21 protein-coding genes and 4 tRNA genes are annotated in these 23471 nt (G+C 69.0%); 12 read left to right on the top strand and 13 right to left on the bottom strand.

All coding sequences use genetic code 11. The features are described 5' to 3' along the window. Window positions 1-53: 53 nt before the first annotated feature. Window positions 54-125, bottom strand: a tRNA-Val gene (locus ABZ803_RS08490). Window positions 126-495: 370 nt separating this feature from the next. Between ABZ803_RS08490 and ABZ803_RS08485 the strand changes: the two genes are divergently transcribed. The 3 genes from ABZ803_RS08485 (at window position 496) to ABZ803_RS08475 (ending at window position 758) form a co-directional block, all read left to right on the top strand. Further along, window positions 496-568: transfer RNA gene (locus tag ABZ803_RS08485), tRNA-Gly, on the top strand. Window positions 569-611: 43 nt separating this feature from the next. After that, window positions 612-682 (top strand) — tRNA-Cys (locus tag ABZ803_RS08480). Window position 683: 1 nt separating this feature from the next. Then, window positions 684-758, top strand: a tRNA-Val gene (locus ABZ803_RS08475). Window positions 759-951: 193 nt separating this feature from the next. On the opposite strand, the gene ABZ803_RS08470 is transcribed toward ABZ803_RS08475, so the two are convergent. After that, window positions 952-1350 (bottom strand): hypothetical protein, encoded by a 399-nt coding sequence (locus ABZ803_RS08470; RefSeq protein WP_357034272.1) that lies wholly within the window; start codon window positions 1348-1350, stop codon window positions 952-954. 110 nt (window positions 1351-1460) lie between these two features. Between ABZ803_RS08470 and ABZ803_RS08465 the strand changes: the two genes are divergently transcribed. Together ABZ803_RS08465 and ABZ803_RS08460 are read left to right on the top strand one after the other, a co-directional pair. After that, window positions 1461-2438: a hypothetical protein gene (locus ABZ803_RS08465; RefSeq protein ID WP_357034270.1), complete on the top strand. Its 978-nt coding sequence runs from the start codon at window positions 1461-1463 to the stop codon at window positions 2436-2438. Window positions 2439-2638: 200 nt separating this feature from the next. Further along, window positions 2639-3868, top strand: a complete 1230-nt coding sequence (locus tag ABZ803_RS08460) for a sigma factor-like helix-turn-helix DNA-binding protein (protein WP_357034268.1) — start codon at window positions 2639-2641, stop codon at window positions 3866-3868. Here ABZ803_RS08460 and ABZ803_RS08455 read toward each other — a convergent pair. After that, window positions 3834-4778, bottom strand: coding sequence for a hypothetical protein (locus ABZ803_RS08455; RefSeq protein ID WP_245549002.1), 945 nt, complete (start codon window positions 4776-4778; stop codon window positions 3834-3836). The genes ABZ803_RS08460 and ABZ803_RS08455 overlap by 35 nt on opposite strands. A 547-nt stretch (window positions 4779-5325) precedes the next feature. On the opposite strand from ABZ803_RS08455, the gene ABZ803_RS08450 reads away from it, so the two are divergent. Next, entirely contained in the window at window positions 5326-6354 is a 1029-nt protein-coding gene (locus tag ABZ803_RS08450; protein ID WP_357034266.1) for a hypothetical protein, read from the top strand. On the opposite strand, the gene ABZ803_RS08445 is transcribed toward ABZ803_RS08450, so the two are convergent. The 3 genes from ABZ803_RS08445 to ABZ803_RS08435 form a co-directional block, all read right to left on the bottom strand. After that, a complete protein-coding gene (locus ABZ803_RS08445) occupies window positions 6321-7283 on the bottom strand; it encodes a LysR family transcriptional regulator (RefSeq protein ID WP_357034389.1) in 963 nt (320 codons plus the stop codon). The genes ABZ803_RS08450 and ABZ803_RS08445 overlap by 34 nt on opposite strands. A gap of 490 nt (window positions 7284-7773) precedes the next feature. Further along, window positions 7774-9333, bottom strand: a complete 1560-nt coding sequence (locus ABZ803_RS08440; protein ID WP_357034264.1) for an NAD(P)/FAD-dependent oxidoreductase — start codon at window positions 9331-9333, stop codon at window positions 7774-7776. Between the two features lie 58 nt (window positions 9334-9391). Then, window positions 9392-10624, bottom strand: coding sequence for a cytochrome P450 (locus ABZ803_RS08435; RefSeq protein ID WP_357034262.1), 1233 nt, complete (start codon window positions 10622-10624; stop codon window positions 9392-9394). A 168-nt stretch (window positions 10625-10792) separates the two neighbouring features. Between ABZ803_RS08435 and ABZ803_RS08430 the strand changes: the two genes are divergently transcribed. After that, window positions 10793-12022 (top strand): MFS transporter, encoded by a 1230-nt coding sequence (locus tag ABZ803_RS08430; protein WP_357034260.1) that lies wholly within the window; start codon window positions 10793-10795, stop codon window positions 12020-12022. Window positions 12023-12068: 46 nt separating this feature from the next. Here ABZ803_RS08430 and ABZ803_RS08425 read toward each other — a convergent pair whose 3' ends face one another. After that, complete coding sequence (locus tag ABZ803_RS08425) at window positions 12069-13163, bottom strand: PHB depolymerase family esterase (protein ID WP_357034258.1); 1095 nt, start codon at window positions 13161-13163, stop codon at window positions 12069-12071. 286 nt (window positions 13164-13449) lie between these two features. Between ABZ803_RS08425 and ABZ803_RS08420 the strand changes: the two genes are divergently transcribed. Beyond that, on the top strand, window positions 13450-13989 hold the full coding sequence (locus tag ABZ803_RS08420; protein ID WP_357034256.1) for a GNAT family N-acetyltransferase: 540 nt from the start codon (window positions 13450-13452) through the stop codon (window positions 13987-13989). 7 nt (window positions 13990-13996) lie between these two features. Here the strand turns inward: ABZ803_RS08420 and ABZ803_RS08415 are convergent, their stop codons facing one another. The 3 genes from ABZ803_RS08415 to zapE all read right to left on the bottom strand — a co-directional run bounded on the left by ABZ803_RS08415 (window position 13997) and on the right by zapE (window position 16680). Continuing rightward, window positions 13997-14749: an alpha/beta hydrolase gene (locus ABZ803_RS08415; RefSeq protein ID WP_357034254.1), complete on the bottom strand. Its 753-nt coding sequence runs from the start codon at window positions 14747-14749 to the stop codon at window positions 13997-13999. Window positions 14750-14813: 64 nt separating this feature from the next. Beyond that, window positions 14814-15596, bottom strand: coding sequence for a tyrosine-protein phosphatase (locus ABZ803_RS08410; RefSeq protein ID WP_357034251.1), 783 nt, complete (start codon window positions 15594-15596; stop codon window positions 14814-14816). 67 nt (window positions 15597-15663) lie between these two features. Then, window positions 15664-16680 (bottom strand): cell division protein ZapE, encoded by a 1017-nt coding sequence (gene zapE, locus ABZ803_RS08405; protein WP_040867754.1) that lies wholly within the window; start codon window positions 16678-16680, stop codon window positions 15664-15666. Between the two features lie 35 nt (window positions 16681-16715). On the opposite strand from zapE, the gene ABZ803_RS08400 reads away from it, so the two are divergent. From ABZ803_RS08400 to msrB, 4 genes are all read left to right on the top strand, one after another. Beyond that, complete coding sequence (locus tag ABZ803_RS08400; protein WP_357034249.1) at window positions 16716-17477, top strand: pyrimidine reductase family protein; 762 nt, start codon at window positions 16716-16718, stop codon at window positions 17475-17477. Window positions 17478-17508: 31 nt separating this feature from the next. Continuing rightward, on the top strand, window positions 17509-19056 hold the full coding sequence (locus ABZ803_RS08395; protein ID WP_357034247.1) for an alpha/beta hydrolase: 1548 nt from the start codon (window positions 17509-17511) through the stop codon (window positions 19054-19056). Between the two features lie 81 nt (window positions 19057-19137). After that, a complete protein-coding gene (locus tag ABZ803_RS08390) occupies window positions 19138-20481 on the top strand; it encodes a glycosyltransferase family 87 protein (protein WP_357034245.1) in 1344 nt (447 codons plus the stop codon). Further along, a complete protein-coding gene (gene msrB / locus ABZ803_RS08385; protein ID WP_357034243.1) occupies window positions 20478-20921 on the top strand; it encodes a peptide-methionine (R)-S-oxide reductase MsrB in 444 nt (147 codons plus the stop codon). Before ABZ803_RS08390 ends, msrB begins: the two co-directional genes overlap by 4 nt. Before the next feature lie 85 nt (window positions 20922-21006). Here the strand turns inward: msrB and hemQ are convergent, their stop codons facing one another. Genes hemQ through ABZ803_RS08370 form a run of 3 tightly spaced genes read right to left on the bottom strand, consistent with a single transcriptional unit; the run spans window position 21007 to window position 23421 of the window. Beyond that, a complete protein-coding gene (gene hemQ / locus ABZ803_RS08380) occupies window positions 21007-21702 on the bottom strand; it encodes a hydrogen peroxide-dependent heme synthase (protein ID WP_357034241.1) in 696 nt (231 codons plus the stop codon). Between the two features lie 4 nt (window positions 21703-21706). Beyond that, on the bottom strand, window positions 21707-22951 hold the full coding sequence (locus ABZ803_RS08375; protein WP_357034239.1) for a globin domain-containing protein: 1245 nt from the start codon (window positions 22949-22951) through the stop codon (window positions 21707-21709). Further along, the gene (locus tag ABZ803_RS08370) at window positions 22948-23421 is read right to left on the bottom strand and encodes an Rrf2 family transcriptional regulator (protein ID WP_357034237.1); all 474 of its coding nucleotides are present in this window, start codon (window positions 23419-23421) and stop codon (window positions 22948-22950) included. Before ABZ803_RS08370 ends, ABZ803_RS08375 begins: the two co-directional genes overlap by 4 nt. Window positions 23422-23471: the final 50 nt, after the last annotated feature.

The raw sequence follows: 23471 nt of genomic DNA, 5'->3' as shown, positions 1-23471 counted from the left end.
AGGGTATGCAAACGAATAATTCCCCGACCAGGCAATATGTCGGGGGGATTGAGTGGTCCCAGCTGGGATCGAACCAGCGACCTTCCGCGTGTGAGGCGGACGCTCTCCCGCTGAGCTATGAGACCTGATATCTTTCCGGCGGCTCGGGGTGCCCTCCGGACGAGACGAAACATTAGCACGCGCCACCGGCGGTTCACCAAATCGCCATCCGGACAGGGACGGTTCAGCGGAACCTTCACTCACCTGGCGGCCCTTTCCGCCCAGCCGCGCGCCACCTCTATGCCGTCGCGACCGGTCGCCGGCTCGACGTCCGCACCGCCGGCAGCGACGACCGGAGCCTCCCCTCCCCCATCCACCACACGCGCCACCGGTGTCACACCGTTCAACTTCACGATTTCCGCCGTTCTACCAGCGGATTTGTACCTTTCACCGAGCGTCCGCTAATGTTCTGTCTCGCACCACGGAGGCCGGAAACGAGCCCCGGGGAGGCAGAATGCGGATGTAGCGCAGCTGGTAGCGCATCACCTTGCCAAGGTGAGGGTCGCGGGTTCGAATCCCGTCATCCGCTCGAGAGGTAGGGCCAGGCAACATAACGCCGTCCCCCTTTGCGCGGTGGAGTGGCCGAGTGGTGAGGCAACGGCCTGCAAAGCCGTGCACACGGGTTCGATTCCCGTCTCCACCTCGCGCGATTAGCTCAGCGGGAGAGCGCTTCCCTGACACGGAAGAGGTCACTGGTTCAATCCCAGTATCGCGCACCACCGTCTCACGAGGTCAGGCCCGGTTTCCACCGGGCCTGTTCTCGTTGTGGCTTACCAACGCCACCTTCGCGGTAGTCGGCCGCAGTCGGACACCCCGTCGCGAGGGCTCCACGAGCCGAAAGACGAGTAGTCGGCTACCCGTGAGCAACCATCAACGCCCTGGCACTCTGCTCCCTGATTTCGAGTAGTCGGTTCAGGGAGTTCCGATGCGGTCACCACGAAGTAATCGCTCACCACGCACGCCAGTCGCTCGGCTCGCCGCTACCATCTCGGCACTGGCAATTTCGGTAGCCGTGTTCACGGCTTGCGAGGGCAGCGCCACAGACCCCGCAACACCGCCCGGGTCGGCATCACCTGCCGTGACCACCTCATCTTCACTTTCTACGCCGAGTGCGCCACTACCCGGGTCGCCGATTTCCTCCACGAATTCGGCCTCGGCGTCTCGGTCGGCGGCAACGCCGCCCCAGGCGCCGATACCGGGGGGCAATTCGTTCCCGACCACGGAACAATTCAGAACCCGCGCACCAGGTGGACGACCATCTGGACCGGAAGGCAATATTCGCCCTTCCGCTCCGCCATTGCCGAGTTTCACGAGCCCGCCCCCGCCACCGCCGGGAGCCCCTGGCGGCACCCTGCCACCCCCTCCAGGAGCACCGGGCGGACAAGCGCCCGCTCCCGGCGGCACGCCGACGGGACCGTGAGATGACCGAGCATCCGGGCGCGCCGGCGTCTCCGGCGGTGCTCCAACGATGGGTAGGTGTGATCGGGGCGGTCATCGCGCCGACCACGATCATCACGGCGCTGTGCTACTACTTCGGCTACGTGTACACGCGCAAGAAGCTCGCCTTCTTCGGTGTGGATTGCGACGCTCTCGGCTTCACGACCAGCGACTATGTTGTGGGAAGCGTGGGCGTGCTGTACGCCCCGCTGTTACTGCTGATCGTCGGGTGGTTCGCCGCTGTGTGGGTAGGCGCCTACGCAGGCCGCTTCATCCGGAGCGGCCGGCGACCGCGCCTGATTCGCACCGTCGGCCGCGTCATGCTGGCGCTCGGAGCGATTTTCGTCGTCACCGGCGTCACCGGAGTCGTGGTGCCGTGGCTCACCCCCAGGTGGGCCGTCGTCTCCTGGGCATTCGCGCCCATCACACTGGGCTCGGGCGGTCTTCTGGTCGTGGTCGGCTACTGGGTCCTGTCCACCTCGATGAGCGACACCGGAACACACGAACCGGGACCGACCACACGAGTAAGCCGAACCGTGGCGATCGCGATCAGCCTTCTGGCTCTTTTCGCCGTGATGAACTCCTTCGCCACCCGGCTCGGCGACAACGCCGCTCAAACCGCTGCGCACGATCTCTGGACGAAGGAATCCGTCGTCTCCGTCGTAACGGATGAACGCTTGGACGTGCCGACCAACATGATCGCGGAGACGCTGGTCGAGGCCCAACCCCAACGGCCTCCGAGATTCCGCTACCAGTGTTTCCGCGCCCTCGTCGCACGAGGCGACGTATGGGTACTCGTTCCCGCGAAATGGTCCCGCGACAACGGATTCGCTGTCATCGTTCCCGCCGACTCCTCTCTCGTCAGCGTCTCACGATCGAGTGCCTTCAGAAGGGTCGCCGAGGAGAACCCCCGAATCGACGGCGTGCCATGGCAATGCCCCGAGCGTGCGCCGAACCCCTGAACCAGCCGGCTTACCCGCGCGCCGCTACGCCGCTGCCGGAATGATGCGCCCTCCGAGCGGGTCGCTGCGCGGGGCGCTGGAAGACGGGGCTTCGATCGTTGTGGCGCGATGTTCGCGGGTGGTCGCGGCGGCGGTCCGGTGTCGGTGGGTGGGGATACGCTGTGGCGCACAGTGCCGGAGCGGAGTCAGGGGGTTGTCGCGTGACGATCAGTGCGGAGGTCGCGCAAGGGGCGGCGCCGGACGACGACGATCCCGAATCGCTCGATCTGCGAGATGACATCTCGTTCGAACTCGAAGAGGTCAACGAGGTACTCGGCGAGTTGATCGCTTTGCGCGCCGACCACAAAGCCAAGGACGGCGACCTGCTGACGGCTCGGCTCGGGGTGTGCGGGGAGAAACCGGAGACGCTGGCCCGGATCGGCGCTCGCTACGACCTTTCCCGCGACCGGGTGCGGCAACTGCACACCAAAGCGGTCGGGCAGATGATCCGGATGGCGCAATTGTCCGGCCATCGCGCCGCCGCGGTACTGTCCGCGCGGTATCCGCTCGACGCCAGGGACCGGCAACTGGTGCGCGCGCTCCTGGTGGAGACGTACGCGACCGACACCGACATCGCCGCGACCGAGCTGTCGTACCTGAAGCTGCGGCTGGCCGGGCACGCGGCCGAGGACGCCAAGCGGATCGCCGGGTTCGTCACTCAGCGCATCGCCGCCTGGCAGAAGAAGACCAACCGGCGCCTGGCGAAGCTGCACGATGCCGAGCCGCGAGCGACGAGTCAACTGAATCCTTGGCTGAGCCAGGTCGATTGGCCTCGGGCAGGCGCCGCGGCCGCGGTCCCCACCGTCTCCGCGCGCACCGTGGACAGCGACGACGACGGCCGCGGGCGCTTCTACCTGGACAAGGTCGGTCGCGACGTGCCGTTCGACTCCGGTTTGGAGGCCAGGCTGCTCTGGATCCTCAACGCCAGCGATCTGGTCGAGACTTTTCAGGAGCACCCCGCGGCGGTCGGTTACGACCTCGACGGCGCCCAACGGGTGCACTATCCCAGCATCGTCGCCCGGCTCACCGACGGCCGCACGGTCTTGATCGACGTCGCCGCGCTCGGGCACGTCGGCTTCCACGTCAACCGGGTGAAGGCCGCCGCCGGTCGAGCACACGCGCACGCCAACGGCTGGGGCTGGCTGGTCTGGACCGGCAGCCGCATCGGCGTTCCCGATCTGCGCGCACGCCCCGTCGACGCCACCAGCGAGCGGATGCTGCGCGACCTGGTCGAGCGCGGCACCGTGCACTGGGCCACGCTCCGCGAGGTGCGTGCGAAGACCGGCCTGGAACTGCTGGACTTCCTCGCGCTGGTGCTGCGCCACGAATGGCGGTGGGAACGGGCGCCCTTCCGGCTCAGCGCACCACCATCGCCGCCGCCAGGAACGTGACGATCAGCAGCATCGCGCAGATCGTGATCAGCTGCCAGCGGCCGATGGTCACCTCGAGATTGGCGATCGTGTTGCGCAACGCCTTGTCGAGTCGATCGTGATCGGCGATCGTGCGCTGGGCGGTGGCGAGGGCGTCGGCCTGTTTCTGGGCGGCCAGTTCCGCGCGTTCCAGTCGCGTGGTCAGCTTCAGCAGGTGTTTCTGCCTGTCGCGCAATGATTTGCGAGTCACCGCCAGCGCCGTTCGCTGGTTGACCAGTTCCTGGCGCTGCCGGGCGATGACCATGGCCTGCGTCTTCGTGTGGTATTCCCAGTCGGTCACGGTAGCCCAGCCTCCTGTCCTCTCGTCCCGATAACCCCAGACGTACTCGCCGCGTACCCAGCCGGCGATGAACTCGCGCAGTTCGACCGGCTCCCGCCGCGGCGCCGCCATGGCGTGCTCGGTGTCCAGCACACCGGTGACCGCGCGGTAATCACAGGCGGCGGGCGCGAAGTCGGCGATGCCGAGAGCGTGCAGATACGGCACCCAGTAGCCGGGCGGGCACAGCCACAGCACATCCGTGCAGCCGGCGGCGCGCAGCCGCTCGGTGTGCTCCTGGGCGAGGCCGCGCTCCAGCGGGCCGCTGCGCACCTCGATCGCGTACACCCGGTCGCCCTTGCGCCAGTACACGTCCACCGGCAATGTGCCGATGCGCCGATCCACCTCGGCTTCGTCGGCGCCGTAGGCGAGCAGCCTGCCGCACAACCAGTACTTGAGCCGCCGCATATCCCACTGGGCGGCGGCGCATTCCGGGCACCCGCAGGCGTAACCGGCTTTCGACCCACGCGTACGGCCGGAAGCCTCTCCGATACCCAACTCGGCGAGCATCGCCCGGCGCCCGCAGGCGATCTCCGCCCGCTGCTTCGTTCTCACGCGACCACTCCCCTGCACAAACCACCGCAGGCCCGGCGACCTACGCCATAGATCAAGAGTGCGTCAGACTCGGCTACCTCGCCAGCCCCGTTCACCCCGCGCTCGGGTGTGCCGCGCAGGTGACCGATCAGCGGAATTGGCGTTGTTCTCTGTGGCACAAGGATTTTCATCATGCCACGGGCCCGCACCGGGCAGTCAGGTATCGGCGAATTGACAGTTGCCGCCATCCCGTGACGCGCCGGCCATCCGGCATCCGGGCGCACTCGCTGCCCGCGTAACGCAGCTCACCGCGGCGGTCCGTAGCGCGGAGTCGCGGAGGGCGCGGATCAGGCGGATAATAACCGATCAGATACGTCGGCCGGTTTCCGGACAAACCGGGTCGCCGCGTAATCCGCCTGCAGGGGGGTAATTCCGGGGGCCTAGGCTGCTTCGATCAGGTCATGGATCGGTGCGCCGCCGATACTTCGCGAGCCGCGGATGTCCAACTGGGCGGATAGAATCGTCCGGCCGAGTGCGAGCTGGGCCGATACGGGGAAGTAGGTACTGGATGGAGCACGGTCAGCAGACCGGCGAGTCGATCGGCGCGATGTTGTCGAGTATCGCGTCGGCTCTCCGAGAGGTCAGCGAGAAGCTGGACGCGGTGGCGGCCCGGATCGATGGCGCGCAGACCGTGGTGAGCGAACCGACCGCCGAGGGGCGGTTGGCCAAACTCGAGGCGTGGGCTTTCCGTGCCGCACAGGATATCTCGGGTCTCGACGCCAGGGTGCAGCTCCTGGAATCCGGCGACGACCCGGCTCCGGAGGATCGGACGGCGGCGCAGCGCCCGGCAGGCTCGCTTCCCCGGGCGGCCGCCGGACGGGCGAACGCACGCAAGGCGGAGCACGGCGGCGCCGAACCCGCGGCGCGCAAGAGCGATGCCGGCGAAGCGGCCGTTTCCCGCAACGGCGCGCGACCGCAGAGCACACCCAGGGAGCCGGTGCACGCGGCGGCCGAACCGAATTCCGCCGCGCAGACGGGTTTCACACCACCGCGCGAGCCCACACTCACCGCGCTGGATCCGAACGTCTCCTCCGGCCAGAGCTTCACCGCACCCCGCGAACCGGCGTCGAACTTCACCGCCCCGCCCTCGCGTGAGCCCGCTTTCACCACGCCGGCACCGCGGGAACCCGTGTCGCCTTTCACCCCGCCGGCACCGCGCGATCCGAGTACCGGTCAGCGGGAGACGCGCGAACCGGCCACCTCGACGGCCTCCTACTCCCCCACCGAGAACGCCGCGTACGAGAACATCGTCGCGTCCACTCCGAGCACGCAACACAGCGGATCGGAGAACGGGGCGACACCGGGCACCGGACTCACCGGTGCGCACCGCGCCGGTGAGGACGACCGGACAGCGGTCGAGAACACCCACGTGGACAAGCTGCAAGCCATGCTGGACGAGCTCAAGCGCACGGCCGCGGCCCCGCTGGGACGCTCCGACCTGTTCGACTCGACCTCGAACGGCTACCCCTCCGAGCGCACCGAAGCGCAGCGCAGGCCGGCCGACTACCGGCTCTCCAGCCCGCCGCCGGTGTCCTGAGCCACTCTGACGCGCCGCCGCTTCGGCGGACCCGCCGCGCCCGCCGAACTCAGCAGGATCTCCTGGACGAGATCGCGCAGCCAGCGATGCCCTCCGTCGGCGGTGTTGCGCGGATGCCACGCCATGCCGATCGCGGCCTCCGGCAGCGGCAGCGGTATCTCGAACGCGCCCAATCCCATCGCCGGTAGCGTGGCGGCGCTCAGCATGGCGGGCGCGGAGCAGACCAGGTCGGTGCCGCGCACCGCGAACAGCGCGCTGGTCAGTGTCGGCACGGTGGCGACCACTCGCCGGGTGCGGCCGTGCAGGGCGAGACGGTCGTCGATCGGGCCGTGCGAACGGCCGTTGCGCGAAATGCTCAGATGCGGTGCGGCAGCGTACGCGGCGACGGTGACGCGATCGGTGACCAAAGGATGGTCCGCGGCGGCGACGCCGATCACGCGGTCGGTGAGCACTCTGCGCACGGTGGTCTCCGGGTCGGTGTGGTCGATCACCCCGACTTCGAGATCGACACGTCCGTCGCGCAACGCGGCGGTGCCCTCCAGGGTGTCGGACAGGAAGCGCAGTGTGACGCCCGGCGCCTGGGCGCGTACGGCCGACAGCAGGGGCCCGGCCAGTTCGGTGAGCACCATGTCGCCCGCCTGCACCGCGAACGTCCGGCGCAGCGCCGCGGGGTCGAGGTCGTCGCGCGGTGTCAGCAGGGCGCGTCCCTGCTCGACCAGCGTGCTGACCTCGTAGCGCAATTCCAGTGCCCGTGGTGTCGGCACCAGGTTGCGACCCGCGCGCACGAGCAACGGGTCGCCGAGCACGCCGCGCAATCTGGCCAGCGTCCGGCTCATCGCGGGCGGCGAGGTGTGTAGGCGCTGCGCGGCCAGGGTGACGCTATGGGTGTCCAGCAGTGCGTCGAGGGCCACGAGGAGATTCATGTCCAGCGCTTCCACTCTTGGATTATCGCCAACGCAAACAGCGGGCCCCGGTATTGCGCGGGCGACAAGCGGGGGCGAGTCGCACCCCGGCGGCAACTCCGGACAGTCGTCGACCAAATTGTCCACGATCGAGCACGCCATAACGCCGTCCCTCGTGTTCATGTGCCCGATGACCTCCGGATTTGCACTACGCACGTCAGTGCCGGGCCGCTCGGGCGACGACGTCGGAAACGGCTGTTCGCACCGAACCCCGCAACTCGCCGGACGCCCCGGCACGCTTTCGTCGGACGACGCCCGAGTTCGGCAGTCGATGCAATTGTGCGCACACACCCCTCCGCTCACCGGCGACCGGAGGAGTCGCTGCACGCGGGGCGCCGATCTGTCCTCCGCCTACCCCGTCGCACGATGGAACCGGAACCGGCGCGCCGGATCACTCCGCGCGCCACATACCCCACCACAGGGCGGATCGCCGCCTGGGCAGGGCGGCAACGGAGGCCTAGTGGTTGACCCGGCCGCCGCCGCCCTCGTAGGGAAGCAGTTCCGCCTCGATCGGGGTGGTCGGCGGTGCCACCGGTCCCCGCCCCGGCTTGCGGCGGGTGGCCAGCCCCCGGTAGGACTCCGGCTTGATCCGGCGGAACACCTGCGCCAGCCGCGTGTGCAGGGGCAGACGGAACTTCAGGTCGCCGAGCATCTCGTCGATGTTCTGGATGGAGAACGGGACGACCGCCGTGCCGTGTGCGTGGTGGCCGGGGGTACGTTCCTCCATCCAGCGCAGGCGGGCGTCGATCTGCTCGTCGAGTTTCTCGGCGGGCGGCAGATCGAGCCTGCCGGTGAGCAGCGCGGCGGTCCAGTGCGCGGCGACCTCGGCGTTCAGCGTGCTGATGACCGACGAGTTGTAGCCGGCGAAGGTCAGGTTCGGGACCTCGAGCGGCAGGATCTGGCGGTGCAGGCGGAAGTTGCCGTGCTCGTCGGTGAGCCTGCGCTGGATGTACGGCGTGAGGAAGGGCACGCGCTGCTGGAATCCGGTCGCGCAGATCACGACATCGGCCTGCAGCACCTGCCCGGTGGAGAGCCGGATCCCGGGCGCTGCCTTCGGACCGCCGCCCATCTCGGTGATCGTGGTGTCCCGGTGCACCGTGATGCGTCCGTTGGCCACCTGCTCGTAGAAGCCCTCGCTCACCAGGCCGACGGTGCTGTCGGCGATCTCCTCGAACCGCCCGCCGGGCACCAGGCCGAGTTCGCGCAGGTGGGAGTGCTTGGTGACCAGCTCCTGGATCAGGTCGAAGTTGCTGATTCGCACCGATTCCCCCGGTCCCTCCAGGAACCGATCCATCCAGCGCGGCCGCAGGTAATGGAAGTGCGCCTCACCGAAGCGAGTCAGCATCAGCCGTTCGTAGTCGATCACCCGGGCCAGCTTGCGCGGCATCTTCCACAACAGCCGCCGGGCCACCACCGAGGTGGAGGCCGCGACCTCGCTGACCGCGGTGGCGATGTCGCAGGCGGACTTGCCGTAACCCACCACGACGACCGACTTGCCGCGCACCGACTCCAGATCGGTGAACTCCGAGGAGTGGCACAGGCGCCCGCCCGCCGCGCGGAACCAGTCCGCGCCGCGGTACTCCGGCATCGCCGGGTCGCTGAAGATGCCGTTGGCGATCACCAGGTGGTCGCACGAGGCCCGATGAATTCCACTCTCGTCGCGAATCTCCAGCAACCAGCCGCTGTCCACCGGATCGGCGGCCACCACCTCGGTGCGCAACCGCAGGTGCTCGGTCAGCCCGAAGTGCTCGGCGTAGGCGGCCAGATAGGCCTGCATGTGCGGCCCGTCGAGGACCCGCGGGTAGTCGGCGGGCATGGGGAAGTCGGAGAAGTGATACGTGTCCTTGGAGTTCTGCGTTTGCAGTCCCGGGTATCGCCGGGTCGCGCTCCACACGCCACCGATATCGGGTGCGCGGTCGAAAATCTCGACCGGAAAACCCTCCTGTTTCAGCACTTTCGCGCAGGCGAGACCTGCGATACCCGCACCGACGATCCCGATGCGGCTTCCGCTTGTCATGCGCAGGAGACTACGTCGCCCGCGGCGCGCAGCAAAGTCGGTCGACCGAATCCGCTCCTCAGCGGACTGCGGGCGCACTCGCCGCAACGACGGGAAGCTCGAGCAGCCCGCGGATCAGGATGCTCTCCCGCCACCGCAGGTCCACGTCGTCGTACGCGGGCCGCAGCAGCGGATAGCGCCGCACCAGACTGGTCAGCGCGACGCGGGTCTCGAGCCGTGCCAGACCCGCCCCGAGGCAGTAGTGGATGCCGTGGCCGAAGGCCAGGTGACCGTTCGCGCCGCGATCCGGGTCGAATGCCCCGGGCGCGGTGAAGTGCTGTTCGTCGTGATTGGCCGAGGCCACCGAGACCAGCACCAGCTCCCCTGCCGGGATGACGCTGTCACCCAGCCGCACCGGGGCGGCGGTGTACCGCAGGGTGGCCACATTGACCGGGCCGTTGTAGCGCAACATCTCCTCCACCAGCGGTGCGACGCCCGCCGGGTCCTCGCGCAGGGCCTGATAGCGGGACGGATCGGCCAGAAGTTCCAGCACGCTGTTGCCGATCAGGTTCACCGTGGTCTCGTGACCGGCCACCAGGATCAGGAAGGCCATGGAGATCAGCTCGTCGTGGCTGAGCCGGTCCCCCTCCTCGGTGACGAGCAGCAGTTGCGAGATCAGGTCCTCGCCCGGGCCCTCCGCGCGCCGTCGGGCGATCAGCCCATCGAAGTAGTCGACGATGGCGTCGGTCGCGGTGCGCATGCTGTCCGGGGTGGACATGGGACTGTCCACCACGGCCGTCGACCACTCCCGGAACCGCGCGCGGTCCTCGACGGGCACGCCGAGCAGTTCGCAGATCACGGTGATGGGCAGCGGGAAGGCGTACTCCGCGAGCAGGTCGACGGGCCCTGCGCCCGCGGTGCGATCCATCGCGTCGAGCAAATCCTCCGCGATCGCCACGATCCGTGCCGCGAGGGCCTCCGTTCGCGCGGGTGCGAACGCCGGGGTGACGAGTTTGCGCAGCCGCGAGTGCCGCGGCGGGTCGGCGTTGAGCAGATGGTGGCTCAGGCGCTGGTTGACCGCGGTGACGCCGCTGTCGCCCGAGGCTGATCGCCGTGCGTGGGCGCCCACCGGAGTGCGCGGGTCCTTGCGGACGTCGGGATGGCGCAGCACCTGCTTGGCGGCGTCGTAGTCGACCACCAGCCAGGCGCGAACGCCGGTACGCAAGCGGATCCGGTGCACCGGCCCCTCGGCGCGCAACTGCTGGTAGAAGGCATGCGGGGTGTGAAAGAAGTCCGCGGGCAGCTCTCTCATCCGGTCGGTTCCCCCTCGGTGCGCGAGTGTTGTTGCGGCCCTTCGATAGTGACACCGATCACCGGCGACGGCCAGGACGTGCGCCCGGACGCGCCGTCCGATCACCATGGCCGATCGCCCCGGCCGGGTCGCCGCGCGCCGTCGCCACTGCCCGGCTACCCTGCGCCCATGAGTTCGATCGCGCCCGTCCTGCGGCGCGCCCGGATCGCGAACTCGTTCGCGTTCGGTTCGCAGGGCTTCTTCCTCGCCGTCGTGCTGACCGAATTGCCACAGCAGAAGGAGCATTTCGGCCTTTCGGACGGGGTGATCGCCGTCTCGGTGGTGCTGATCTCGCTGCTGGCGGGCGGCGGCAGCGTGCTGGCGGAGCGGCTGGCGCTGCGCTGGTCCAGCCGCGCGGCGGTGCGGATCGGGCTGCTGCTCGTGGCCGTCACCGGCTCGGCGGCGGCGTTCGCCCCGAACACGGCCCTACTGGTGGCAGCGCTCGGCTGCTACGGGACCGCGGTGGGGATCGTCGACGCGGGCACCAACATGCAGGCGGTGTTCATCCAGCACGGGTACGGGACGTTCATCCTGTCGTCGTTCTACGCCGCGTGGAGCGCCGGAACCATTGCCGGGGCGCTGTTCGTCTCGGGGTGCGAGGCGCTGGAGGTGACGCTGCGGGAATCGCTGCTGGTGGCCGCGGCGATCGTGCTGCTGCTCGGCTGGGCGCTGGGGCCGGGCCTGCTCGGCGCGCGGGACGCGGAGAGCAGTCCCATCGAGACCGCCGCACCCGGACCGGCCGTCGCGTTGCGCGCGTATCTCGCACTCGGGATCGCCGCGGCGTTCGTCTTCGCCGTCGACTTGGCGGTGGGCAACTGGTCGGCCCTGTACCTCACCGACGACCTGCTCGCCGGTTCGGCGACCGCGGCGCTCGCCTTCGCGGCGTACCAGGGGACGTCGCTGGTCGCCAGGGCCGCGGGCGACGGGCTGGTGCGCCGTTTCGGCCCGCGCAAGGTGGTGCGGACCGCGGCGGGCATGGGGGTCTTCGGCCTGGCGCTCGTGGTGGCCGCGCCGAGTCCGGCCGTCGCGATCGCGGGCTTTCTCGTGGCGGGCGCCGGGCTGCCCGTGATCGCGCCGTTGTGCTTCAGCGCGGCCGGGCAACTGGCGACGGGGCGGGAACTCGACGCGCTGATCGCGCGTCTGAACCTGTTCAACTATGCGGGGACCCTGCTGGGCGGCGGCGTGGTCGGTGCGGTCGCGGCGAGTGCCGGGCACCGCGCGGGCTTCGTGATCCCGCTGCTGTTCGCCGTGGCTTTGATCGCCCTGTCCCGCGTCTTCCACTCCCAGCGCGTCGCGAGCGCGCCTACCGCTCCCCGCCCGGAGACGCTGGACCAGCCCACCGAGTCCGGCGCGGGGTAGGCCGTCGTTGCTGATCGGGTGGCCGCCGGTGGGTTCCGCGTGACGCTCAGCGGTGCACGGGACCTTCCAGCGGATGAGCCACGAAGAAATCCCACATGATCTCGTCGGCGCTGATCGACGCGGTGGTGGCGCCGACCAACGGCACGGGCGACACCACGGACGGATTGCCCGGCCACGTGTGGCCGCCCTCGATGATCGAGTAGAACTCGACGGCGGTTCCAGCGGGGCACGGATAGCTCGACAGCGTGACGTCGGAGGCGATCTGCCGCCCGATGGGGTCGGGTCCGCAGCCGTTCCGGCGCGCCCATGCCGCCGCCTGTGCCGGAATGCTCGCCGAGCTCGGCCCGGTGATCCCCGGGCGGCCCGTTCCGTCCGGCCGCACCACCGAACCCGAGCCGTCCGGGGCAGGCAGGAACCGGGCGTTGGGACCCGTGCCGCCGGTGTAGGCGACGATCGGGTCCGCGGTGCCGTGGAAAGCGACCACAGGCACCGGACGCTCGGTGCGGCACCACGCGAAGTCCTGCAGTCCGGCCACCGGCGCGATCGCCGCGATCCGGTCCGAGAGCTGACATGCCAGCGACGAGGTGGTGAAGGCGCCCATCGACAGGCCGGTGACGTAGATCCGGCGGCGGTCGACGCACAGCGACGACTCGATGTGTGACATCAGATCGGACAGGTAGGCGATGTCCCCGCTGCCCTCCCCGAAGTCCCAGCGGGGTAAGCCCGGTTGCTCGAGCTGCGGTGTGATGGTCACGAACCCCTCGGCGGCCCCCAGCGCACTGATACCGCTGCCGACGTGCTCGAGTTCCGCCGGTTCGAGATAGCCGTGCAGGTCGAACACGACGGGCGCCGGTCGCCCCTGCTCGGTGCGGGGAACGTCCTGGATGTAGGTACCGGCCTTGTCGCCCGCGACGAATCTCGGCGTCGATCGCCCCGGCGCCGCCGCGGGCACATCACACCCCGAAGAAGCGACCGGATCAGGTGATGACGCCGATCCGTCGGCCGCCGCCGCACCGGCGCCCGCTGTGAGAGCGGCGGCCGTCACCACCGCGCACGCCACCCGGTACCGCCCGGTCATCCGCCGCCGTTCGCGGGCGGCGTGACTGGGCAGGGCAGCGCTGAAAATAATACTCTTGAGCATGAGAAGTATGTTTACATCTGCGCTCGAGAAGCGACAGTCAAGTCGGCCTCTTCCACTCCTGCCGCACCGATCGCCAAGCCCCCAGGGAGGAGTCCCGGCATGCTCAGCCGCACGACGAGGGCGAACGCGGTGGCCCCGCCGAGGACGATCAGTACGCGACTAGGAAAAAGCGCGATGGCGAGAATCCGTGCCCGGACACCTGGCAGCGTTGCAGAGAGTCTTTCGAGAATATAGCTAACATTTCAAGAAATGACATTCTTATCTGGTCGTGTGCTCTGATGGAGGTATGAGCAACCTCCCAGTCATCGTCGACCGGGCCGGGCTGTGGGACGCGGAAGCGCTCAGCGACGTCGCGGCGGCGACCTTTCCGCTCGCGTGTCCGCCCGAAGCGACGCCCGACGACATCGATGTCTTCGTCGGCGAAGCGCTGTCGGGCGAACGCTTCGGCGAATACCTCAACGACCCGGCCAGGATCGTGCTCAAAGCCGTCGCGGACGACGAGATCGTCGGGTACGCGATGCTGGTCACGGGCGGCCCGGCCGATCCAGCGGTGGTGGAATCGGTCGGGCCGCAACCGATGGTGGAGATCAGCAAGATGTACGTGCTGCCCGGCCACCATGGCACGGGGGTCTCCACCGCGCTGATGAAGGCCGCGCTGGACTGGGCGCGTGCCGAGGGGCATGCCGGCGTCTGGCTCGGCGTCAACCAGGAGAACGCGCGCGCCAGGCGCTTCTACGCCAAGCACGGCTTCGCCGAGGTGGGCACCAGGACATTCACCGTCGGCAACCAGGTGCATCGCGACTACGTACTGCGGCTGGTCTTCTAGTTCCGGCTCAGCGCAGGAAATCCACGAGCGCGGTGTGGAACGCGGGGTTCACCACCGCCATCAGGTGATCGCCTGGCACTACGGCGAGCGCGCCGTTCGGCAGCGCCGCGGCGAGGCGCTCGGGTTCGGCGGCGAACGGGTCGTCGGTGCCCGCCAGCACCAGTGCGGGCACGGTGATGTCCGCCAGAGTCTCGATGGGACGGTCGTCCAGACCCGTCGCCACCGCGTGGATGGCGTCCACGTCGGCCCCCACGGCGTCGGCCAGCACCCGGAACATCTTCGCGGTCGGTGACGCACCCGCGCCGTCGCCGGTCATCGCCGCCTGCAGGTCGGGCAGGTCGATCACGCGGCGGTCGACGCCGCCGCAATCCAGCACACCCGAACCGATGCCGCCGACGGCCAGCCGCCGCACCCGCCGGTCGGTCGCGGCCACCATCAGCGAGATCACTCCGCCCATCGAGTATCCGACCTGCGCGACTTCCTCGAAGCCCAGTTCGTCGTAGAGCGCGCGCACGTCACGCGCCATGGCCTGCCACGAGTACCGCCCCGCCTCGTGCGGCTTGCCGGAACGACCGTGGCCGCGCGCGTCCAGGGAGACCACAGTGTGCCCGGCGGCTCGCAGAGCTCCGACCACGCCGGTGCTCATCCAGTTCGCGTTGGTGTCCGCGACCACCCCGTGCTGCAGGACGACCGGGACGCCCGCACCCTCCCAGACCCGGTAATTGAGTTCCAGGCCGTCCCATGTCTCAAACTTCGCCATGCCGGGATAGTAGTGCACGCCCCGGCCCGGGACCGCCGAAGCGGACGTTCGGCCGAGACGCCGCTCAGCCCAGCAGCCGGGCCCGCAGGGCGGCGATATCGCCGTCGGTGAGCCTCAGTCCGTCCCGGACGTAGGCGTCGAAACCGCCATAGGTCTGGTTGGCCTGGTCGAAGGCGGCATCGAGCCAGGACGCCTGGACACCGTTGAGCGGATCGTCCTGGCTCGCGTTGCGGAACCGGTTGGACAGCAGGTAGTCCTCGGTGACGGTGGCCCGGTCCACCCCGAGCAGGGTGAGCAGCACCGCCGCCGTCCAGCCGGTGCGATCCTTGCCCGCGGTGCAGTGGAACAGCACCGCCCCGTCGGCGCCGATGATGTCGCGCAGCACCGAGGCGAACGCCTCGTTCGCGCCCGGCGCGGTGATGAACGCGCGATACAGCCCATCGCCTCCGGTGAGCGTGGTGGCGATGACCTCCGGTGGAGCCTGGCCGATCACGTCGGCCCAGTGCGCTGTCGCACCGGCGGGCAGCCGATCGGGCCCGATCGCCCGCTCGTAGACCGTGCGCAGGTCGTGGACGGAGCGCACACGGCGATCGCTCAGCGCGGCCAGATCCTCCGGCGTCGCGTTGTTCAGCTGCCCGGTGCGAAACACCAGACCGGTGCGCACGATCCGGCCGCCGGCCGTGCGGTACCCACCGATGTCGCGGGCGTTCTGCACCCCCTGCAGGTGCAGGGAGGGATCGGCGACGACGGCCGCGGGCGGGTCGGCCTGCGCGATGCCTGCTACCGGTCCGAAAGCGACCGCCAGACCGGCTGCCATCGCGACCGGGGCACGGAAACCAGGGGCCATTCGACTGCTCCAATCATCGATTCTCGGGCTCGCACCCGTCGTTCTCGCCGGAGGGTCGAGGTCGGCGTCAGGCCGCGACTTCGAACCGCGACAACGCGAGAAGGCGCGAGATGGCGCGCAGGTACTTCTTGCGGTAACCGCCCTCGAGCATCTCCGCGGAGAAGATCTCGTCGAGTTTCGCACCCGAGACCGTCACCGGGATGCTCGCGTCGTAGAGCCGGTCGGCCAGCACCACGATGCGCAGCGCCACGGCCTGATCGGTGACCGGATGCACGTTCGAGACGAACACCGACGACACTCCGGAGATCAGCGCGCCGTACTTCGACGGATGCAGCGTGCTGAGGTGCTTCAGCAGCGCGTCGAACTCGTCGAGGGTGGCGCCCGGTGTGCTCGCGGCCCGCTCGGCCAGCACCTCCGGCGCGGTGGGCGCCGGTGCGGGCGGCAGGTCGCGGTGGCGGTAGTCCGGCCCGTCGACGCGCACCGCCTCGAAGATGGCGCCGAGCTTCTTGATCTCGCGCAGGAAATCCTGTGCGGCGAACCGTCCTTCGCCGAGCTGACCCGGCAACGTGTTCGACGTGGCGGCGATCGAGACACCGGCGGCGGACAGTTCGGTGAGCAACCGGGATACCAGCATGGTGTCGCCGGGATCGTCGAGTTCGAATTCGTCGATGCACAGCACGCTGTTGCCCGACAGGCGCTCGAGAGCGTTGGCGAAACCGAGCGCGCCGACCAGATTGGTCAGCTCACCGAACGTGCCGAACGACTTGGGCGCGGGCGAGCTGTGGAAGATCGAGGCCAGCAGATGGGTCTTGCCGACACCGAACCCGCCGTCCAGATACAGACCCGCGCCGCTGACCTGCTTCTTCTTACCGAAGAAGCTCTTCTTGCCGGCGGCCTTGCTGATCTTGGCGACCTGACCGGCGAACTCCTCGGCCTTGCCGACCGCGGCCGCCTGGCTCGGTTCCTTCGGGTCGGGGATGTAGGAGGCGAAGCTCACCTCGTCGAACATGGGCGGAGGCACCATCTGGGCGACGAGCTGATCGGCCGGGACCTCCGGGTGCCGATCGACGAGGCGTTCTTGCATGAACGAAGCCTAGAGACGTGGTGTGATCTGGTCTCATGCAGCGTAGCCAGAATGCGATCCAGCTCACAGGACTCGGCCCCGACGACCTCGCGCGGTTGTACGCCTTCCCCACCGCGCTCGACGCGCCTTTGGTCAGGGCAAATTTCGTCTCCAGCATCGACGGCGCCGCGACCAGCGGGAACCTCACCGAAGGACTGGGCACGCCGGCTGACCGGACGGTGTTCATGTTGCTGCGGGAACTGGCCGAGGTGATCGTGGTCGGCGCGGGCACGGCGCGCGCGGAGAACTACGGCGGGGCGCGTACCGACCCGGCGCGCAGGCGCGCGTTCCACCAACGCGGCATCGGGGGCCATCCCGACGGCGCCCCGCCGCCGATCGCGGTGGTCACGGCGAGCGCGGCGCTCGACCCGGGCGCGCGCCTGTTCACCGATACCCAGGTGCCGCCGCTGATCATCACGACCGTCACCGCGCCCGCCGACCACAAACAGCGCTTGGCGGACGCGGGCGCAGAGGTGATCGAAGCGGGTGACATCGCGGTGACGCCGGCCGGCCTGCTGCGGGTACTCACCGAGCGCGGCCTGCTGCGGGTGCTCACCGAGGGCGGCCCGCACCTGTTCGGCGAGCTGCTGGAGGCCGACGTGGTCGACGAACTCTGCCTGACCACCGCACCGCTGCTGGTCGGCGGCGCGGCGCGGCGAATCTCGCTGTCCGCCCACGAGTTCCGCGTCCGCATGACGCGCGCGCACGTGCTGCTGGACGACGACGGCACGATGCTCACCCGGTGGGCCCGTCGATGAAACAACCACCCGAACCTGGCAGGCTGTAGCAATGCGCTGGACTCGGGCCGCCGTGCTTGCCGCCACCCTCTCGATCGTGACCGCCGGTTGCGGCGCGGGACCGTCGGATCGTCCCGGTGTCGCGGTGCAGCGCCCGCCCGTCGCGGGCACCGCGACGACCTCCGCCGCACCCGCGCCGCCGCCGAGCGCCGAGCTGCCCAAGACCGACCTCAGCTGGCGGGAATGTACCCAGCCGACCTTGGATCAGCTCGGGCTGGGTCCCGCCCCCGCTGGGCTGGTGCTCGACTGCGCCGAGTACTCCACCCCGATCGATTCGACCGGCGCGGTGCTGGGCAGCTTCCGCGCCGGCGCGTTGCGGGCCAGGCTGGCGCAGACTCCCGCCGACGCGCCGCCGCTGGTGCTCACCTCCGGTTCGGATCGCTCCTCCTCCGCCACCCTGGCCGGATTGGCCGCGGGCCCGGCCTCCGCGCTGCTGGCCGCCCGCCCGATCGTCGCGGTGGACCGGCGCGGCATCGGCACCTCACAGCCGATCGACTGCCTGCCCGCGGACATCCGCCGCGGCCTGGCCGAGAACGCCCAGTCCGCGGGCGACCCGGTAGCACGGATGACGAAGCTGAGCCAGGACGGCACCATCGCCTGCCGCGACTTCCTGCAGCCCTACGAGGGCGCCTTCGACGCGCCGCACGCCGCCGACGACATCGAACAATTGCGCAGGCAGTGGCAGGTGGAGCACATCGCGCTACTGGGCACGGGCAACGGCGCGAAGGTCGCGCTCAGCTATGCCCGCAAATACGGTGACCATCTCGCCCGGCTGACGCTCGACTCCCCCGAGCCGGTCGGGACCGACGCCGTGACCCGTGCCGAACAAGCCGTGCAGGGCGCCGAGGCGGCGCTGACGGCGTTCGCGCAGCGCTGCGTCGGCGTCGGCTGCTCGCTCGGCGCCGACCCGCGCGCCGCGGTCATAGATTTGGTGAACCGGGCCGGGAGCGGTGGCCTCGGCGACATATCGGCCAACGCCCTGCTCACGGCAGTGTCGGGCTTTCTCGGCAGCCCACGTGCCGACCAGGCCGCTCGGGTCGCCGAGCTGTCCGACGCGCTCGCCGCGGCCGGACGCGGCGACCGGGGCCCGCTGGACGCTTTGATCACCCGGGAAAGCGCGGCCATCGCGAGCGACGGCCAGTTCGTCAACCGATGCACCGACATGCAGCTGCCGCCGACTCCGGACAAGGCCACCGAGCTCGCGGGCACCTGGGCGGGCAAGTATCCCGTCTTCGGCAAAGCGGCGGCCATCGGACTGATGGAGTGCGCCGCCTGGCCGGTGTCGACCGCACCACCGATGCCGGAGAAGCTGGATATCCCGGTACTCGTGCTCGGCGGGGTCGCCGACCCGGTGGTCGGCAACAGTGGTCAGTCGTCGGTGACCGGCGCGCTCGGTTCCGCGGGCGCCCGGCACGCGGCGCTGTCCTGGCAGGGCTTCGGTCATCCGGTGGCCACACACTCGGGCTGCGCGCAGCGGGCGGTGGTCGACTACCTGAAGGACGGCAAACTCCCCGCAGACGGTACCGCCTGCCCGGCCTAGCGCCGCTCGAGCGGCCGATCGAGCGGCGAGTCGGGCAGGTCCGGCCAACCGCCGGTAACCGATCCGGTGTACCGTGCCCCAGTGTTCCTTCGACCGCTCGAGCCCCGGACCGCTCGCACCACCGCCGAGGTGATCAAGTTCGCACTCTGGCCCCTGGCGGTCATGACCGTGCTGAACCGGGTTTTCATCAAGGCTGTCAACGGCTTCATCACCGATGACTACCGGCCGGTCTACCAGGCGTCGCTCGACTTCTTGAACGGGCGTCCGGTGTACACCGCGAACTTCGACTCGGTGGACCCGCATTATCTGTACCCGCCCAGCGGCACCCTGCTGATCGCGCCGATCGCGGCCATCGACTACGAGAAGTCACGCTGGCTGTTCATCGCCCTGAACGCGATCGCGATCCTCATCGCCTGGTACCTGCTGCTGCGGCTGTTCCGCTACACGCTGAACTCGGTCGCCGCGCCCGCGCTGCTGCTGGCGATGTTCACGTCCGAGACCGTGATCAACACACTCGTGTTCACCAACGTCAACGGCTGTGTGCTGCTGGCGGAGCTGATCTTCATCCACCTCCTGCTGAAACGGCGAGACCTGTGGGCGGGCGCCGCGCTCGGATTGAGTATCGCGGTCAAACCGACACTCGCTCCGTTGCTTTTGATCGCGCTCGTGCGCGGGCAGTGGAAGGTGTTCGTCACCGCGCTCGGCGTGCCGCTGGGGTTGACCGCGATCGCCTGGCCGTTGTCGAAGGATCCGGAGAAGTTCCTCACCCGCACCGCGCCCTACATCTTCGAATCGCGCGACTACTTCAACAGCGCGATCGTCGGCAACGGCGAGTACTACGGGCTGCCGCCGTGGCTGACCTGGGGTATGCGCGTTGTGCTCGGTGTGCTCGTGCTGATCTCGCTGTGGCTGCTGTACCGCTACTACCGCGAGGACGAGCTGTTCTTCGTCTGCACCGCCTCCGGCGTGCTGCTGACCGCCTCGTTCCTGCTCAGCTCGCTGGGGCAGATGTACTACTCGATGATGCTGTTCCCGTTCCTGATGACGGTGGTGCTGCGCAACTCGGTGCTGCGCAACTGGCCGGCCTGGCTGGCGATCTTCGGGTTCATGAGCTACGACAAGTGGCTGTCGGACCGCTGGCAGCACATCGGCCGCAACCTGGAGTACCTGCGCATCACCTTCGGCTGGGGTCTGCTGCTCATCGTGGTGTTCTGTGTGCTCGGCGACCGCTATCTGGCCGCGCGGCGGGAAGGCAGGCTGCCGTTCGGCATCGATCCCGCGTGGATGAGGTCCGCGCCGGACCCGCGCGGCGAGGCGCCGCAGCGTCCCGTCCCGGCGGCCGACTCGGCCCCGGCCGCGGAAACCCCCAGGCCACACAACGGCTCGGCGCCGGTGGAGCAGAATCGTATTAGCGTGGAACCATGAGTTCCGAAGCCGAGACGTCCCTGCCCGCGCCGCGCATTCAGCTCACGCCGCAGGAATGGCGAGTGAAGCTGGACCCCGAGGAATACGCGGTGCTCCGCGAGGCCGCCACCGAGCGGCCGTTCGTCGGCGAGTACACCGACACCAAGACCGAGGGCGTCTACGTGTGCCGGGCCTGCGGCGCCGAGTTGTTCCGCAGTACCGAGAAGTTCGACTCGCACTGCGGCTGGCCGTCGTTCTTCGATCCGGCGGCGTCCGACGCGGTGATTCTCCGGTCGGACGACTCGCTCGGCATGCACCGGGTCGAAGTGCTGTGCGCGAACTGCCACAGCCACCTCGGCCACGTGTTCGAGGGCGAGGGGTACAACACGCCCACCGACAAGCGTTACTGCATCAACTCCATCGCCCTGCGACTGCACCCCTCGGACAGCGCAGCGGAGTAACAGCCCGACGCTCACCGGCAGCGTACGGAGTTCCCGCCGCTCGGCGCATGCCCCGAAAACTCTGGGCAAGCGGTCCGGTGCGGCATCAGGGCAGAGCGGCGATCAGTTCCTCGACCTCGACGCGGGGGCCGGTGAAGAACGGGATCTCCTCGCGGACGTGCCGCCGGGCGTCGGTGGCCCGCAGATCGCGCATCAAATCGACGATGCGGTGCAGTTCGGGCGCCTCGAACGCCAGGATCCACTCGTAGTCGCCGAGCGCGAACGAGCTGACGGTGTTGGCCCGCACGTCCGGGTAGTCACGCGCGGCCTTGCCGTGCTCGGCCAGCATCCGGCGGCGTTCGTCGTCGGGCAGCAGATACCACTCGTAGGACCGGACGAACGGGTACACGCAGATGTAGGCGCCCGGCTCCTCGCCGGCCAGGAACGCCGGGATGTGGCTTTTGTTGAACTCGGCGGGACGGTGCAGCGCCGCGTTGCTCCAGACCGGCGCGCTGGCCCGGCCGAGCTCGGTGGTGCGGCGGAAGTCGGCGTAAACGGCCTGCAGGTCCTCGATCCGCTCGGCGTGCGTCCAGATCATGAAATCGGCGTCGGCGCGCATCCCCGCCACGTCGTAGATGCCGCGGACCACCACCTCGCGGTCGGCGAGACCGTCGAAGAACGCCTTGGCCTCCTTGGTCGCGGCGTCCCGGTCCTCGCCCAGCACTCCGGGCTGCACCTGGAAGACCGAGAACATCAGGTAGCGGATGGTGGAGTTGAGAGCTTGATAGTCGAGTCGCGCCATAGCACTATCGTGCCACTCGCTCCGGAGCGCCCGCGTCGCCGGGCGTGAACTGCTCGATGTGCACGCGGGCGTCCGGGATCCCGGCGGCGCGCAGCTGACGCCGGATATCGCACAGGAACATGGGCGGACCGCAGACATAGACGTCGGCGTCGCCGGGCAGGCTCAGTGCCGAGAGATCGACCCTGCCGTGCCGCGCGCCGGGAGCCGGTTCCTCATACCAGATTTCGATATCGGCGTGTTCGAGCCGAGTAGCGAGTTGCCGGAGCCGATGGCGCAGCGGATGGGTCCCCGGTCCACGATCAGCGTGCACGATCAGGGTGCGCCGCCACGGGGCGTGAGCGGCGAGGTATTCCAGGATGCCGATCGTCGGGGTCACGCCGATTCCGCCGGAGATCAGCACCAGGGGCGTCGTCGCGGCGGTATCGACGACGACATCGCCGAACGGGAGAGTGATCTGTAACGGGTCGCCGGGGCGCAGATGCTGGTGCAGCCACGAGGACACCTCGCCCGCTGGGCAGCCGTCGGCCGCCTCGACCCGTTTGACTGCGAACGACAGCGCGCCATCGCGCGGCCGCCCGACCAGGCTGTACTGACGCAATTGGCGCGCGCCGTCGGGAAGGCGCACGCCGACCGAAACGTACTGTCCCGGAACGAAGCCCGGCAGCTCGGTGGCCGGGTCCGCGGACTCGACGGTGAAGACGGCGACACCGGAGGGGTCCTCGTCACGCGCCAGGACGCGCACGTCCCGGAAGACGTCGCCGGAATTCACGCCCGCCTCGGAGTAGAGCCCCTTCTCCTGGTCGATCAGGGTGTCGGCCATCAGCCAGTAGACCCGATCCCAGGCCGCCGCGACCGTCTCGTCGACCACGTCGGCGCCGAGCACTTCCACGATGGCGGCGAACAGGTTGTCGTGCACGATCCCGTACTGCTCCGGAGTCACCCCCAGTGACGCGTGCTTGTGCGCGATCCGCGACAGCATGGTGGCCGGGTGCGGCAGCGCGGGGTCCACCAGATATGTGGCGAAGGTGGCGATGGAGGCGGCCAATGCCCGCTGCTGACTGCCCTGTGCCTGATTGCCCCGGTTGAACGTGTCACGCAGCAGCTGCGGGTGGGCGTCGAACATGGTGCGGTAGAACACCGCCGTGATGCGGTCGATGTTCGCCGCCACGAGCGGCAGGGTCGCGCGGACGACCTCGGCGTGCCGCGGTTCGAGTTCCGGTTCGGCACGGACAACGCTGTCGAGGTTCATGACACTTCCTTCATCTCAGGGGAAACATCCGCCGTCGGTCGGACGAGTAAATGCAGCAATCCGGTGGTCGACGAGGTGACCAATTCCTCTATCGAATAGCGGTCCAGTTCGGCATAGAAAGCTTTCTTCGCGTCACCGAGAATTCGGCGCAACCGGCACGCGCCGAGTAACGGACACGGATTCGGTTCACCGCACTCCACTACGTCGCGGTCGCCTTCCAATTCCCGGATCAGCTCACCGACCGACGCCCCGCGCCCGGCCGCGGTAATGAAGAGCCCGCCGGATCGTCCGCGGTGCGCCTGCACGAGGCCCAGCTCGACCAGCCGGGAGACCGCTTTGGCCACATGCTTTTCCGACGCGCCCACCTGCCGCGCGATGAGCTTGGTGGTCACCCTGGAATTCTTCTCGTCCTCGACCGCCAGCCGCATGATGGTGCGCAAACCGATATCGGTGAAGTGCGAGAGCTGCATGCCGATCACGCTACCGGCGAATTCCCCCGATTCCGCATACCGGCGAAGTG

Origin of the sequence: Nocardia sp. NPDC047648 (assembly GCF_040642815.1) — a bacterium.
Classification (GTDB): Bacteria; Actinomycetota; Actinomycetes; order Mycobacteriales; family Mycobacteriaceae; genus Nocardia; species Nocardia gamkensis.
The sequence above is the reverse complement of the archived record's forward strand: the minus strand, read 5'-3'. Positions and strand labels throughout refer to the sequence as shown.

What these genes read in the sequence shown, in the direction of transcription:
- ABZ803_RS08465 (WP_357034270.1), top strand. Translation starts at nt 1,461, where the DNA reads ATGACCGAGCATCCGGGCGCGCCGGCGTCTCCGGCGGTGCTCCAACGA.
- ABZ803_RS08450 (WP_357034266.1), top strand. Translation starts at nt 5,326, where the DNA reads ATGGAGCACGGTCAGCAGACCGGCGAGTCGATCGGCGCGATGTTGTCG.
- ABZ803_RS08440 (WP_357034264.1), bottom strand. Translation starts at nt 9,333, where the DNA reads ATGACAAGCGGAAGCCGCATCGGGATCGTCGGTGCGGGTATCGCAGGT.
- ABZ803_RS08435 (WP_357034262.1), bottom strand. Translation starts at nt 10,624, where the DNA reads ATGAGAGAGCTGCCCGCGGACTTCTTTCACACCCCGCATGCCTTCTAC.
- ABZ803_RS08430 (WP_357034260.1), top strand. Translation starts at nt 10,793, where the DNA reads ATGAGTTCGATCGCGCCCGTCCTGCGGCGCGCCCGGATCGCGAACTCG.
- ABZ803_RS08425 (WP_357034258.1), bottom strand. Translation starts at nt 13,163, where the DNA reads ATGCTCAAGAGTATTATTTTCAGCGCTGCCCTGCCCAGTCACGCCGCC.
- ABZ803_RS08420 (WP_357034256.1), top strand. Translation starts at nt 13,450, where the DNA reads ATGAGCAACCTCCCAGTCATCGTCGACCGGGCCGGGCTGTGGGACGCG.
- ABZ803_RS08415 (WP_357034254.1), bottom strand. Translation starts at nt 14,749, where the DNA reads ATGGCGAAGTTTGAGACATGGGACGGCCTGGAACTCAATTACCGGGTC.
- ABZ803_RS08410 (WP_357034251.1), bottom strand. Translation starts at nt 15,596, where the DNA reads ATGGCCCCTGGTTTCCGTGCCCCGGTCGCGATGGCAGCCGGTCTGGCG.
- zapE (WP_040867754.1), bottom strand. Translation starts at nt 16,680, where the DNA reads ATGCAAGAACGCCTCGTCGATCGGCACCCGGAGGTCCCGGCCGATCAG.
- ABZ803_RS08400 (WP_357034249.1), top strand. Translation starts at nt 16,716, where the DNA reads ATGCAGCGTAGCCAGAATGCGATCCAGCTCACAGGACTCGGCCCCGAC.
- ABZ803_RS08395 (WP_357034247.1), top strand. Translation starts at nt 17,509, where the DNA reads ATGCGCTGGACTCGGGCCGCCGTGCTTGCCGCCACCCTCTCGATCGTG.
- msrB (WP_357034243.1), top strand. Translation starts at nt 20,478, where the DNA reads ATGAGTTCCGAAGCCGAGACGTCCCTGCCCGCGCCGCGCATTCAGCTC.
- hemQ (WP_357034241.1), bottom strand. Translation starts at nt 21,702, where the DNA reads ATGGCGCGACTCGACTATCAAGCTCTCAACTCCACCATCCGCTACCTG.
- ABZ803_RS08375 (WP_357034239.1), bottom strand. Translation starts at nt 22,951, where the DNA reads ATGAACCTCGACAGCGTTGTCCGTGCCGAACCGGAACTCGAACCGCGG.
- ABZ803_RS08370 (WP_357034237.1), bottom strand. Translation starts at nt 23,421, where the DNA reads ATGCAGCTCTCGCACTTCACCGATATCGGTTTGCGCACCATCATGCGG.